Origin of the sequence: Nitrosopumilus ureiphilus, from assembly GCF_013407185.1 — an archaeon.
Classification (GTDB): domain Archaea; phylum Thermoproteota; class Nitrososphaeria; order Nitrososphaerales; family Nitrosopumilaceae; genus Nitrosopumilus; species Nitrosopumilus ureiphilus.
The window spans coordinates 277,160-290,680 of sequence record NZ_CP026995.1 but is presented as its reverse complement, the minus strand read 5'-3'; the positions used below and the strand labels follow the sequence as shown (position 1 = coordinate 290,680).

The window sequence follows — 13,521 nt, the reverse complement described above, 5'->3', positions numbered from 1 at the left end:
TATTTAACCTCGAGAATGATGGTTCAATCGTTATGGTAGTAGATAACAAAGCAACTGTCACTTATGTGCAATTACTAAAAGAAGATCTTGTAATAATTAGATTAGTTCCAAAAGATGGACCAGTTCCAGATTATCAAGCTGGTCAATTTATCACATTAGGATTACCAAATCCTGCAGAAGGAGGTAAAATCGTCAGACGTGCATATTCAATTGCATCTCATCCAGAAAATAGAGATTACATTGAGCTTGTAATTAGATGGGTTAGAAAACCACTTCCAGGTAGACTAACTACTCAAATATTTAATGCAAAAGAAGGAGATGAGATTCTCTGGTTAAAACCTACAGGTAGAGCGTTGTTAATTAATGAAGAACTTCCAAATGGGGAAAAAGACAACAGAAGAATTATTTGTATTGGTGGCGGTACAGGACTTGCACCATTTGTTAGCTATGCGCAACATCTTCATGATATAGGAGATAAACGGGAAATCATAGTTTTGCACGGTGCAAGTTATGTCGATGAATTAAGTTACAAAGATTTGCTAACTAATCTTGAAAATGAGAGTATTGCAAAAGGCAAGGATGAATGGAATTTCAAATACAGAGCAGCCATCAGTAGACCTCAAGAATGGTTTAACAGATCATGGGCAGGTCAAGTTGGAAGGGTTGAAACATTTTTGAGACCTAGGGATAACGGAAGATCACCACTGGAAGAATTAATCGGAGATGCAATTACAAAAGAAAATACAATGTTTTATGTTTGTGGTTGGCAAGGAACAATTGACGGGGTAATGGACTTTTTAAAACCAAAAGGCTTTGTCACAGAACACGACAAACGTGAAGATGGAAGCTTTGAAGTAAAATACGAATCATACGGATGATTTTTCAAAAAATAAGTCTAAAAATCAATCATTGAAATACAAGATTCATCTAGTAAAACCAATTGATTACCGCACTATATCTTGCACATCTAAATCCCGTAACTAATGCACATGTTGAAATAATTTCGGACCTAAAAAAAGAAGCAGATGTTGTCAAAGTCATGCCAGTAGTTTTCAAAGACGGTGAAAAAGAAATCAATAGCAAGAGTTTTCCATTTAATTTTGAAACTAGAAAGAAAATGCTTTGGTCAGTTTTTGGAGATTCAATTCAAATTACTGATGATTACGCTTTTTTTGCCCCATTTAAGAAATACATGCCACCATTGTTGGCTCCAAAATCATGGCAATTAAGAAAACAGATTCTCAGAGGAGTGAAGGGCGATTTTTTTTCATACACAGGTGACAGAGCAGAAGGATATATGCTGAAAATATACAGATTGAAACCCAAAGTAGGGCAGAGAAAAGTACTTTCTGCAGCATCTGTCAAAGAAAAATTGTACGATGCAGCTCTTGGAAAAGAATCTGCATGGAAAGAACATGTACCAGAAAGTATTGCCAAGATAATTAAAGAAGATTGGAAAACAGTTGAAAAATTTGCAAATTCAGAAGATATGACTACCAGAGTAGCAGGAATGAAATTTCCTAAAGAAGGATGGTCAAGGAATAATTCATAGTACTTTTTCCATTACTTAAGGTTAAGAGACTTGAGACACTGTTACGTTAACGGTTAGTCCTGAATGAATTTTACTAATATTCAACCTTAAGAGGTAACAGCACTGTTTTGTCAGATACAATCTTTGAGAATGAAATAAGCACATCTCAATCAATTACAATTCCTGTAAAATTAGCGGAGATAAGTAAAAACCACATTATAGAAAAAGGCCAAAGCATCTGTTTTGCTAACTTACAGTAAACTCTACACTTAGTGGATGGCCCTTAGGATCGACTGAGTTATTCTTCCAAGGACCATTTCCTATTTTGGCTCTGTAAGAAACATTTGAACCAGTGACAGAAACTTTATTGCTAAAAAGTCCAGTAGGGCAATCAAAGTTCAAGACGATGTTACTGCCATTATTTGAATATGTCACACTACCATCAGCACCATGTATTCCAAGTGAATCTTGTAACCAAAATCCTGAACGTGAATTTGGTGCTATTGAAGCACTTGGTTTTAGAACCCATTTACCGTTTGGATTTGTGGATTTAGTAAGAGTTAGTGTGTTTGAAGAATTATTAACTATTCTAACAAAGCATGAATAGTCCATAGGAGTAGGAAGCTTTGGAAGAATAAATACAATATCGCCTTGTGGGATACCTGAAGCCTCGTTACAAAGATAACCACCATGAGGACCTTTTGTTACGTCATAAATAGTCGGTGTTGGAGTAGTATCTACATTAGTGACTTCAGCAAATGAATATCTTGAGGTGGTTGAGTCTGGTTCTGCAAAACACTCAAATCCACAATTGACATCGTCTGCCAATGCCTTTACTCCTGATGTAGGCCAATGTGTATGTCCGGTAATAGTGAGATCGGCATTATTTTTCAGTGCCGCTTGTTGAGTAAACCAAGACATGCTTCTTGCCATGCCGTCAGTATAGATTGATTTTTGAACGTATTCAACACCATACTTGTTAACCCATGTTGTAAACAGATTTGCATAGTCGGACTTTACATCATCAATAGTTTTTGTACTTCCGTCTGCCATTTTAAAGACGCCTGTTGTTGGAAATTTGGATACTTGTACCCAAATGTCGACAAAGTCACTAATAGTTGATGCGTCAAATTTTTGCATAGCATACATTTTTACAATAAATTTCAATGCTGGTAAAAACGCCTTATCCAGCAGTATCTGCCTCTCTGCAGGAGCACCGAATCCCGTTATCTGCCACGCAGGAGTTCCCTGTTGTTGTACATAGTATGCAATAAGACGGGTTACAAAATGTCCAAGTGGAATAGGGTTTACAGGATCAGGGGCATTAAATATTGTAAACAAATGCCCGTGTGTAAAAAGACAGTTGCCAACTGTATACTCATCGGTCTGTTTTGTAATTTTATAACCACCAGAAAGTGGAATTTTATCTAAATCTGCTTGTGTAATACTAATGTCATGATTTCCGACAACATAGGAAACATTTCCATCTAGTGCAGATACAACTGTGTCAAGGGTTCCTTTGTTTGCAAATATGCCGGGATTTGCCTTTATGATGTCCTCAACAGTTGGTGGCTGAACATCTGGAGGATATGTCCAAAAATCAAACAGATCCCCTAAAATTATAAACTCTTTGAGATTGTCTTTTTGTGATATTACGTATTCTAAAACTCTATTCAAATAAGGTTCATGATATCCTTTGTTATACCAACATGCAATGCTGTTATTGCCAATGTGAATATCGCTTATCGATACAATGGATGTTTTATTCATCACATATGAATATGTGAATACTTTTATTAAAATATTTATTATTAATGTCTTAAGATCGATCAATTATTTTTAATATTAATTTGATGATTTTCTTATAATCACATGGTAGTTTACGATAATTTTCATAATAACTTAGTAAAATAATGTAATTATTTCATAACCGATCTGTCTGTTTATGTTTTAATATCACTTATTATCACAAACGTACATGACTTCAGTTTCTGTCGCCCTCATACTTGATGTATCAGGTAGCATGGCAGGTAGCAAATTAGCTAATGCACAAACTGATGCATCTACATTTGTGAATCTTATGCATACTGATGATTATGTGGGTGTCGTAAAATTTTCAGACAATGCAACAATAATTTATCCAACTAATGCCGCATCAAACTTGGTACAGATTACAGGTTTACCGATTCAAAATGCCGCAGTCTCGGCAATTATGGGAACCAAGTCACTTAATATGACCAACATAAAAGATGCAATTACCAAAGCATTTGGGATGTTTCCTTCATCACCTACTAACTCTGGAATGGTTTTGTTATCTGATGGCTATTGGAATGTAGGTGGAAATCCAATTCCTGTTAGTGAAACCACTGTGCCTATTTACACAATTGGTCTTATGGTTGGTACAAAAACATCAGCGGTACTACAAACCATTGCAACTTCAACAAAAGGAAAATATCATTATTCAGCTGATGCATGGGATCTAGCTGAAATCTATAACGATATTGCACAGAGCTCATCTCTTGGCAATCTTACAATAAATAATAAAGAATCAATACCACAAATGAATTTCAAAACATATCCTACAACAATATCATCGGGCAATACTCATGCAAAGTTTGCAGTTAATTGGACCAATCAATCAGTAGCTTATACTTCTGATACTCCAAAAACAAATCAAATCAATGTATCATTGAAAGATCCTGATGGAAGCACCGTCACTCCCACAACTGTCGCACCTGGAAAGGGCTTTGTAGTTCTTACAGTGAATAATCCAAAAGCTGGAAGCTGGACAATTGGTTCATGGACAGGAGGCACGGGCACACTTGATACCACGGTAGCTGCAATTGAGCCAAACGCAACCTCAATGAATTTAAGAATTACTTCTTCTAACTTAAAGACTGGTGAATCAATACCATTTATTGCAAAAGTTCATAACAATGGTAATGCAATTGATGGCGTAAAAATTAATGCCACAGTAGAGTCACCACTAGTTTCGGTTGCCAATGATGAGGATGATGAATTAAAAGCCCCACAAGTATCACTTCCACGCAAGATTTTTCCAATAACTACCAACGAGAAAGAGTCAGGCGAGCATCATGGGGAAATACTTGCTGATACTGAAGGAAGTCACACAATTCGGGTAACTGCACATGGAATATCCCCAATAGATGGTTCCCCATTTGCACGGACCGCTCGTTTGAGCGTAAATGTTGTTAATTCCTAATCGTTTAGTTATCAAAAAGATATTTTTGTCTCCAAGGTTGAATATTAGTAAAATTCATTCAGGTTCAACCGTTAACGTAACAGTACCAGACTTGAAATGAATTGAAAATAGATTAATACGCATCTAGTAAAATTTTTTTATGAAACTTCCACTTTCAAAATATGTCTGGTTTGATGGAAAGTATGTCCTTACAGAAAAAGCGCAAGTTCCAATCACCACACATGCAATTCATTATGGAACATCAATCTTTGAAGGAATCAGGGCATATTGGAATGGAAAAAATCTTTACATCTTTAGACTGGATGAGCATGTTAAACGATTTAGAAGATCAGGACAATTCTACAACATTTCACTTAATTTTTCAGACAAAGAAATCACAGATGCCATCATAGGAATCTGTAGAAAAAACAAGATAAAAAAATCATGTTACATTAGACCATTTTATTTTGTAGGAGATTATGGAATAAATCTGCATGTAACTGAAAAGGCGCCAACAAATGTTGCAATTTTTACATTTCCTTTTGGAGATTTATTTAACAAAAATGGAATTACAGGAGGAGTCGTATCTTGGAGAAAGTTCTCAGATAATTCTACACCGCCACAAGCAAAAATGGGGGGAAATTATCTCAATTCAATCATAGCGACACAAGAAGCAAAGAGAAATGGTTTTGATGAGGCAATTTTGCTTGATCATAATGGAAATGTAAGTGAAGCACCAGGAGAAAATATCTTTATTGTGAGAGAAGGCCAATTGGCAACGCCAACATTGTCATCATCTGCACTTGAAGGAATTACTCGAGATGCAATAATAAAAATTGCAAAAGATTTGGATATAGATGTTGTAGAAAGAGACATTACAAGAAGTGAGTTAATTATTTCAGAGGAGATTTTTCTTACAGGTACAGCAGCTGAAATTACATCAATCATATCAATGGATTCAAAAAAGATTGGCAATGGTAAACCAGGGGACATCACAAAGAAAATGATGCAAGAGTACACAGACATAGTAATGAACAAAAATGCAGATTATTCTCACTGGTTGACGGAAGTGTATTAGATGAAAATTGTTCAAATTGGAACTGGTGGATGGGGTAAAAACCATACAAGAATTTTATCTCAATTAGGAGTACTTTCGGCAATATGTGATGCCGATCCTCAAAAAAGCAAAGAGTATGGAGAAAAATATTCTGTAAAATATTATGAATCATTAGATAGGTTGCTAAATTCTGAAGAATTTGACGCAGCATTTGTTGTAACTCCCACATCAACTCATACCGAAATTGCAAAAAAATTGTTAGAGGCAAAAAAACACGTGTTTGTGGAAAAACCAATGACTTACAAATCTGAAGACGGTGAAATATTAGCTAAACTTGCAGAAAAAAATAAAGTGATTCTAACATGTGGGTATATTGAGAGATTTAATCCTGCAGTAGATGTTGTGAAAAAATTTGTTAAAGAAAAGAAATTTGGCGATTTGGTAATGTTAGAATTTCACCGTGAAAATAGAATGCCTCTTCATATCAAAGATGTAGGAATAATTTACGATACGTCGGTTCATGATATTGATACTGCTAATTGGTTGTTTGATGACATGCCTCATGTAGTATTTGCAAGAGCAGGCAAAATAAGACATGAGCATGAAGATTTTGCAAGCATCATGCTAGGATACAAAGATGACAAGGTTGCAATTATTTCATCAAATTGGATTACACCAAAAAAAGTTAGAAAATTTAATGCGGTGTGTACAGATGCAATTATTTCATCAGATTTTATCACTCAAGAAATAACTGTGGAAAAAGATGACGAAAACGAGATTGTTCAAAATGAGAAGCAAGAGCCATTATTATTAGAAATTAAGAGTTTCATTGGAGCAATTGAGGGCAAAAATGAGCATATTGTCAAATCACAAGAGGCAGTAAATGTGACAAAAATAGCAGAAGCGGCACTCTTATCTAGTTTAAAGGGAATTCCAATTTATCTGGATTTAAAATGAATAAAACAATGATGGACATCTTGGCATGTCCAATTGATAAAAATCATCCTTTAGAATTATTTGAAATTAAAGAAAAAGATAACGTAATTTCAGAAGGTGCGCTATTTTGTGAAAAGTGTTCAAGATTCTATCCAATTATAGAAGGAATTCCAATAATGCTCCCTGATGAATTAAGAGACAAAAAACAAGAGATGGGTTTTCTAAGAAATTACAAAGAGGAATTACCTGAAAAAATTATTACACAGGGAAACCCATGGCATTTGTGAGATAATGGTTACAAATTTTATTTCTGATAAAGCAAAAATTGGTCAGAATGTTCAGATTTGGCATTTTTCATATGTAGGAGACAATGTGGAGATTGGAGATAATGTCAAGATAGGTTCTCTTGCACATATTGATTATGATGTAAAGATTGGCGAGAATACAAAAATAGAAGGGCAAGCATACATTCCACCTTTATCCAGAATTGGAAAGAATGTTTTCATCGGTCCAGCAGCTGCTCTTACAAATGATCCTTATCCAATGTGTGACAAAATGATAGGAGTTACCATTGAAGATAATGTAATAATAGGTGCACGTGCAGTAATCAAAGCAGGTGTTACTGTAGGAAAAAACAGTGTTGTTGCAATGGGTGCTGTAGTAACAAGAGATGTTCCTGAAAATTCTGTGGTAATTGGTTCTCCTGCCACCATAAGATACAGTAGAGAAGAATACGACAAGAAACAAAGAGAATGGAAAGAAAGTTAAGATTTAATCTCTTTTCTAAAGATCCAGTTTTTCAATTTTGATAAAATTAAAACCCAAATCACAACAAGAATAATCGCAATTATAGCTTTAATGATGGATGAAATAAACATATCAAATTGACCAAATCCAGAAATCGATATTGGTCCTAAAATTGTAACAAGAATTCCGCCACCAAGTAGGATCAAAATCCACATAGCAAACAAGAATCCATATAGACCAGATTTCATGGATATACTCCCATCAAAAATGCCGTAATTATTGCCAAGATTCCTGAAAATATTGCAAGTTTGAAGATTGCAAATCCAACCTGTTTTTCAGTAAGTGGACCTCCAGCAAGAATCAACCTCACCAAAGTTACAGGAGCAGTTTTGTCATCAGTTGCTTTGAGTTTAAAATCATCAGTGTGCTCTACAGGCGTTCCCTTGACTTGCCTGTGTTCTACTATTCGTTTTACGCTTGAGAGAAACAAAAAGGAGTTGATAACCGCAGGTAACAATGCTACAGCAGCAATAATTTCAACACCACCTACAATTGCAATTGCACCATACATTGCACCTAGAGTTAATGCACCAGAATCTCCAGGAAAAATTTTACTTGGGATTTTATGGTATTTGTAAAATGCCAAGGAAACAAATCCTAATGGCAAACTAACAATTGCAATCTCATAATTTTGCACCATAAACAAACATACAGATAATGAAAAACTTGCAATAACCATAAAGCCACTAGCAACACCATTTAGAACATCAATGGAATTAATTGTGTTTCCAGTAATTGGAATCATAAAAATTATCAAACCAAGATATAATGCTGGAATTTGAACCGTGCCAAATATGGGAAAAGCAAGATCTGAATCGTACACACCAAATACAATAATTGGAATTGCGGCAATTGCAAGCGCTACAGGTTTAAACCAACCACCCATAACTTTTCTATCATCAACATACCCTATTAGAAAAGCTGTAAATGTCGTAATGGTTATTGCTAGAATTTCATTTAATTGTAAAAATGCATAAAGTACAATTTCTGATGCAATAATTCCTACAATTATAGATATCCCACCAGGTCTTGCAACCATCACATCTTCTTTTTTATTCATATCCTTGACTGCAAGATTTCTTTTTTCAAGAAATTTAATCAGAGGAGGAGTCATTGTAAACACGACAAAAAATGCAACAATACAAGAAACTATTGCTGGAAGTATTAATTCAATCAATTATCTAACCTTTCGTAACTCTGCCTTTATGTTATCCGCAATGGTTGAACCAATTTTATCAATCTCTGCCAATTTATTCACCGGAATCTTTGCCAAATCATCTAAATTCTTTATTCCATGTTTGTATAGAATTCTAGCTCTGACCCTTCCAATTCCTTTGACTCTAACCAAGTCAAGCAATTCCCTTCTTATTCCATATACAATTCTTGTTCGTAGGTCAGCCAATTCGTCAAGCAAATCCGCTCTTTCAACATGTTTTGAAATCTCTCTTAAGCAATATGTAAGCCAATTAGCATTTTCAGCCATCCTATGCATGTCTCCAGACTCTATTCCAAGGTTATCAGATAGAGATAATTCTGAAGATTCAGTAATCCAAGACTGCAAAGCTAAAAGACTTCTTGAGCAATCATATTCAGAAATTGGCTCTAGGAGTTCTGAAGAATTGTTTTCTATCATTAAACTGGCCGACTCGTAATCTTTTTGCCGCAGTGAAAATTTTGGGAAAAATTCATCACAATTTGAAATCAGATGCAAAAATCCAAACGTATGGTTTCTTTCTTTAGATACATTTTCAATTGCATCTCTAAAGTATGTTGCAGTTAAAGGATCAATGTACAGCATCGATGTCTTTTTTCCAAATTCAGTAGCTGCATATCGTTCTCCTTTTTTGATTATCAGATACTTACTAGAAAGAAAACGCAATGATATATCAATTGCAAATTTTAAGGTAGGTTTTCTTGATTGCAATCCCCCCAATGTTTGCAAAAAGAATTCCAAAATCTCTTCTTTTTTAATTCCAGGATGTGTTACTATTACACTAAGAATGTGAGTTCTCAAAGATTTATCATCAGTGATCTTTGAAACTATTGGTTCTGGTTCTCCGTTAATGTAGTACTCTATAAGATCTTCAGCATTTCCATTTCCAACAATTATTGATTCCCCGTAATCATCGTACTGAGGTCTTCCAGCTCGACCGCACAGTTGTTTGTATTCCAGAATACTAATCGGTCTATTTGCTCCAACCTTTGCATTATATCGATTAATATTTGAAATTACAACTCTTCTTGCAGGAAGATTAACTCCCGCAGCTAAAGTCGGAGTCGACGATAGTAGTTTGATTGTTCCTTTACGAAATTCTGCCTCTATGATCTCTCTGCATTTTTGATTTAGTCCTGCATGATGAAACGCAACTCCTTTTTTAACAAGAAGTGCCAATGTTTTTACTAGTTCCGTATGTTCATTTTCAGATAGAATTTTTTTCGATGTTTTTTCTAATTCGGTTAATTCATTTTTTTTTAAAATCTGAAAAATTGCATCTGCAGCTTTTGTTGCAAGAGACTTGGAGCGAGCTCTAGTCTCAGCAAACACTAGTGATTGACCTCCTTGTTGTACTGATTGCACACCTAAATCAATAGGTGTTCCACGTAGACTGCGCTCAACTTCAAAGGTTTTGCCATCACTCATAGTAACCTTTCCCCCATCACATACTCCTTCAGAGAGAGGTACTGGTCGCCAGTCATTTTTCACCAGTTTACAATTAAGCCAATCTGCAATCTCATCAGAATTTGTAATTGTTGCACTAAGGCCTACAAGTTGAGGTTTTGTATTCAAAAGTTTTAGTTGTGTTAGAATCATTTCAAGTGTTGGGCCTCGACTTTCATCTCCAATCAAATGTACTTCATCTGAAATTACTAATCCAATTTCTTCAACCCACTCTACACCATGTCTAATAATTGAATCCATCTTTTCATTTGTCAATATCAATACGTCACTTTTCTCTAGATTTTTTTCAATATTTTCAAAATCGCCAGTTGATATTCCAACTTTGATTTTTCCCCCCAAAGATACTTTTTCTAATTTTTTAAATTCTGAAAACTTTTCAGCAGCCAATGCACGTAATGGACTAAGATAAATCACCTTACCGTCATTTTTTGAAAGATAACTAATCATTGCAAGCATTGCAATCAAAGTCTTTCCACTCGCAGTAGGGGCAGATACTAGAATACTTTTGCCATCTAACAATCCAGACTTTACACTGTCATCTTGTGGCGGGTATAATTTTTCAAAACCTTGTGATTGTAAAAATTCAATTGCTGATTTTGGAAGATCTAGTTGCTCAATTTTCATACTCGGTTATAGTGACCGGGTTTTGATTCATAAATAGATGCTTCTCTGAGCATTCTTCTGACATAGTTTCTTGCTTCCTCTTCTGTGAATTTTTCACTCTTTTCGAGTTCTTTGACAAATGTTCTTTCTTCTACTGGAACTTTATTGTCACCTTCTAGACTTTTTAGGACATCCATGAATAGCTGCATCTTAGATACTTCACTTCTTGGCTTTCCTTGCAATACTCCAAGATCGACCTTTCCAGTATTGACATCAACTCCTGCATCTTGAAGCATACTCTGAATTAAGAATATTGCACGCTCAGCATCCTCTTCTTCCACCTTGTCTTTCATGAGTAATCTTGCTCTTGCAGTAGAAAGTCGAATAATTCCTTCTAATTGTCTTGGAGTTACAGTGATCATTTCTTCAGATTCTACATTTCTCATCTGGAGATAATAGGATAGAATTTTCTCTTCTGCTTCTTTTGTCAATTCAGGAATTCCACGTTTTGCATATGAGAGATATTTTGTAAGCAAATCAACTTCAATGACAGATTTTTTGTCTGTTCCTTGAGTGGTGTTTCTTTGAATTATGTGTCTTGCAATCTTTTCATCTCGTTCTTTTGTTGGAATATCTCTAACAACAAAGATCAAATCAAATCTAGTAAGTAATGGAATTGGCAAGTTTACGTTTTCTGTAATATTTTTGAATGGATCATATTTTCCATACATCGGGTTTGCTGCAGCTAAAATTGAAGTTCGGGCATTTAGCGTGGCAACAATACCACCCTTTGCAATACTTGCTGATTGCTGTTCCATAACTTCGTGTAAAGCACTTCTATCTTCAGGTTTCATCTTGTCAAATTCGTCTATACTTACAAGACCTTGATCACCAAGTACTACTGCACCAGCTTCTAACATCATAATACCTGTTTTATCTCGAACTACAGCAGCTGTAAGTCCTGCAGCAGTTGAACCTCTACCAGAAGTATACAAACCTCTTGGTGCAATTCTTGCACAGAATTTTAGCATCTCGCTTTTTGCAGTACCAGGATCTCCAACTAGAAATACGTTAATGTCCCCTCTAATCTTACTTCCATCACCAAGTAATCTCTGATTGGAACCTACAATGAGTAACAAAATTGCTTCTTTGATTAATGATTGTCCTTGGATGTGTGGTGCAAATGAATCAATTAGTCTTTGATACACATCAGAACTCTGACTAAGAGATTTGATCATTTTTTCTTCTTCGGGTGAAATTTCCTCTCTTCCGATTTTTCTATCAGTTTTAGATCCACGACCACTCAAAAATTCAATATTATTTCCCTCAATTCTTAATCGATATAATCCACTATGACCTCTTTGAATGCCTGCAACTGATTCTTGTTCTACTCTCACTACACCTGTAAGAATAATTCTATCACCAGGCCTTGAATTATCTACTAAATCCTGCCTAATTGTGACATCAATGTAATGAGGAAGTTGTCCTGGAGGCAAGTCCTCAGGAAGCTCTTGTAATCTAAGAATCTGAAAATCAATAAATTTACTTGCCTCTGGTTTTAACTCAAAATCACGCTGTTTACAATTTGGATTATCACAGACAACTGGAATTTTTACATCCATTCCTTTTAGTTGAATTACTTTAGTTGTATGCTCATCAGGACATACAAAGACTAGTTCTTTTGCAAGAGGCTTTACTTCTGATGCTCGAACTACCATTCCTGAAACACTTGTAATGTGTCCAATTGTTTCAGCATTGATTTGTCTTAGACTTCGCTCAAGTGGGAAATTAATTAATCTTACACGAACTTCATCTTTGATTTTTTCAGCATAATCAGGAAATCTTGTTTGTAGTGCTTCTTTTATTGCTCTAGAAAATGCGTCAAATATCCTATCAGGATTTGTAGAAAATATTACCTCAATTTGTGGTTCTACTACTAAGTCATTATAATCGACGATGATGTATTTTGCATTCTTTGGCATCATCTCATCGATTGCATCTACATACTTGTAGTTGCCATTTTTATCTTTGAAACGAGTTAGAAATTCTTTTACTTTATCTGATAAAGCAGAATCGGTAAAAGTACTAGCTTGTTTGGTGCTCATTTAAGCCCCCTGTAATTTGTTTTTCAAATTCTTTGCTGTTATCATAGATAGTTTTGTAAAAGATATTTTCCTCAACAGTGAGTTTATTGTATAAATCTGAATTTAGTTTGATAGAGTCAGCCATCTTTACTAATTTACCTCTTCTCATTCTAAATAATTCAAGCATCATACTTTCAACTTTATCAAAATCATCGCGATTCAATTCTTTCATCGATTCTCTTAATTTTATGTAAAAATGCGGATCAAGTGTAGATATTTGATATTCTCCAACCATCTTTTCTTTTGATAGAGCTTGTTTTAATTCGGTAATCATGTCTGGAGAATCTAATACTCCCAAGTTATTATCAGATAGAATCTTTCCTATCCATTGAGGAATGTTGTTAGTGTCACCTTGAATTGCTTCAGTTTTTATTCCTGCCACATTGAATTTAAAATCCCGATTTACTGTAAATTTCGCATCCTTTAGGCGGTATCCAATAGAATGCACTTTTTCTACTTTATCAATTTCCATGCGAGATCACTTATCCTCTTTTAGATCCTCAAGTATCGGATCGATCAATTCTGTTAACAATTTAGTGAGATCAATTGATCCTAATTAAT

General features: G+C 35.0%; 13 protein-coding genes. 7 read left to right on the top strand and 6 right to left on the bottom strand.

What is annotated here, in order from left to right:
• Positions 1-32 precede the first annotated feature (32 nt).
• On the top strand, positions 33-878 hold the full coding sequence (locus C5F50_RS01645; protein WP_179371986.1) for a ferredoxin--NADP reductase: 846 nt from the start codon (positions 33-35) through the stop codon (positions 876-878).
• A 62-nt stretch (positions 879-940) separates the two neighbouring features.
• Positions 941-1,552: a hypothetical protein gene (locus tag C5F50_RS01640; protein WP_179371985.1), complete on the top strand. Its 612-nt coding sequence runs from the start codon at positions 941-943 to the stop codon at positions 1,550-1,552.
• Between the two features lie 225 nt (positions 1,553-1,777).
• Here C5F50_RS01640 and C5F50_RS01635 read toward each other — a convergent pair whose 3' ends face one another.
• Positions 1,778-3,301, bottom strand: a complete 1,524-nt coding sequence (locus C5F50_RS01635) for a metallophosphoesterase (protein ID WP_179371984.1) — start codon at positions 3,299-3,301, stop codon at positions 1,778-1,780.
• Between the two features lie 208 nt (positions 3,302-3,509).
• On the opposite strand from C5F50_RS01635, the gene C5F50_RS01630 reads away from it, so the two are divergent.
• The 5 genes from C5F50_RS01630 (at position 3,510) to C5F50_RS01610 (ending at position 7,494) form a co-directional block, all read left to right on the top strand.
• Entirely contained in the window at positions 3,510-4,754 is a 1,245-nt protein-coding gene (locus C5F50_RS01630) for a vWA domain-containing protein (RefSeq protein ID WP_179371983.1), read from the top strand.
• 139 nt (positions 4,755-4,893) lie between these two features.
• Entirely contained in the window at positions 4,894-5,811 is a 918-nt protein-coding gene (locus tag C5F50_RS01625) for a branched-chain amino acid transaminase (protein ID WP_179371982.1), read from the top strand.
• Positions 5,812-6,747 carry a Gfo/Idh/MocA family protein gene (locus C5F50_RS01620; RefSeq protein ID WP_179371981.1) on the top strand — a complete coding sequence of 312 codons (936 nt, stop codon included), beginning with the start codon at positions 5,812-5,814 and terminating at the stop codon, positions 6,745-6,747. It abuts the gene before it with no gap.
• The gene (locus C5F50_RS01615) at positions 6,744-7,013 is read left to right on the top strand and encodes a Trm112 family protein (protein ID WP_179371980.1); all 270 of its coding nucleotides are present in this window, start codon (positions 6,744-6,746) and stop codon (positions 7,011-7,013) included. Before C5F50_RS01620 ends, C5F50_RS01615 begins: the two co-directional genes overlap by 4 nt.
• 4 nt (positions 7,014-7,017) lie before the next feature.
• Positions 7,018-7,494: an acyltransferase gene (locus C5F50_RS01610; protein ID WP_179371979.1), complete on the top strand. Its 477-nt coding sequence runs from the start codon at positions 7,018-7,020 to the stop codon at positions 7,492-7,494.
• On the opposite strand, the gene C5F50_RS01605 is transcribed toward C5F50_RS01610, so the two are convergent.
• From C5F50_RS01605 to gins23, 5 genes are read right to left on the bottom strand one after another with little or no spacing between them, the layout of a single operon-like run.
• Positions 7,491-7,721: a hypothetical protein gene (locus tag C5F50_RS01605; RefSeq protein WP_179371978.1), complete on the bottom strand. Its 231-nt coding sequence runs from the start codon at positions 7,719-7,721 to the stop codon at positions 7,491-7,493. The genes C5F50_RS01610 and C5F50_RS01605 overlap by 4 nt on opposite strands.
• Positions 7,718-8,710 (bottom strand): MraY family glycosyltransferase, encoded by a 993-nt coding sequence (locus C5F50_RS01600; RefSeq protein WP_179371977.1) that lies wholly within the window; start codon positions 8,708-8,710, stop codon positions 7,718-7,720. Before C5F50_RS01600 ends, C5F50_RS01605 begins: the two co-directional genes overlap by 4 nt.
• Positions 8,711-10,837, bottom strand: a complete 2,127-nt coding sequence (locus C5F50_RS01595) for a DEAD/DEAH box helicase (protein ID WP_179371976.1) — start codon at positions 10,835-10,837, stop codon at positions 8,711-8,713.
• Entirely contained in the window at positions 10,834-12,921 is a 2,088-nt protein-coding gene (locus C5F50_RS01590; protein WP_179371975.1) for a minichromosome maintenance protein MCM, read from the bottom strand. Before C5F50_RS01590 ends, C5F50_RS01595 begins: the two co-directional genes overlap by 4 nt.
• Positions 12,902-13,432, bottom strand: a complete 531-nt coding sequence (gene gins23 / locus C5F50_RS01585; protein ID WP_179371974.1) for a DNA replication protein Gins23 — start codon at positions 13,430-13,432, stop codon at positions 12,902-12,904. Before gins23 ends, C5F50_RS01590 begins: the two co-directional genes overlap by 20 nt.
• Positions 13,433-13,521 lie beyond the last annotated feature (89 nt).

Coding starts and splice junctions, on each gene's coding strand:
- C5F50_RS01645 (WP_179371986.1), top strand. CDS start 33: ATGGTAGTAGATAACAAAGCAACTGTCACTTATGTGCAATTACTAAAA.
- C5F50_RS01635 (WP_179371984.1), bottom strand. CDS start 3,301: ATGAATAAAACATCCATTGTATCGATAAGCGATATTCACATTGGCAAT.
- C5F50_RS01630 (WP_179371983.1), top strand. CDS start 3,510: ATGACTTCAGTTTCTGTCGCCCTCATACTTGATGTATCAGGTAGCATG.
- C5F50_RS01625 (WP_179371982.1), top strand. CDS start 4,894: ATGAAACTTCCACTTTCAAAATATGTCTGGTTTGATGGAAAGTATGTC.
- C5F50_RS01620 (WP_179371981.1), top strand. CDS start 5,812: ATGAAAATTGTTCAAATTGGAACTGGTGGATGGGGTAAAAACCATACA.
- C5F50_RS01615 (WP_179371980.1), top strand. CDS start 6,744: ATGAATAAAACAATGATGGACATCTTGGCATGTCCAATTGATAAAAAT.
- C5F50_RS01610 (WP_179371979.1), top strand. CDS start 7,018: ATGGTTACAAATTTTATTTCTGATAAAGCAAAAATTGGTCAGAATGTT.
- C5F50_RS01605 (WP_179371978.1), bottom strand. CDS start 7,721: ATGAAATCTGGTCTATATGGATTCTTGTTTGCTATGTGGATTTTGATC.
- C5F50_RS01595 (WP_179371976.1), bottom strand. CDS start 10,837: ATGAAAATTGAGCAACTAGATCTTCCAAAATCAGCAATTGAATTTTTA.
- C5F50_RS01590 (WP_179371975.1), bottom strand. CDS start 12,921: ATGAGCACCAAACAAGCTAGTACTTTTACCGATTCTGCTTTATCAGAT.
- gins23 (WP_179371974.1), bottom strand. CDS start 13,432: ATGGAAATTGATAAAGTAGAAAAAGTGCATTCTATTGGATACCGCCTA.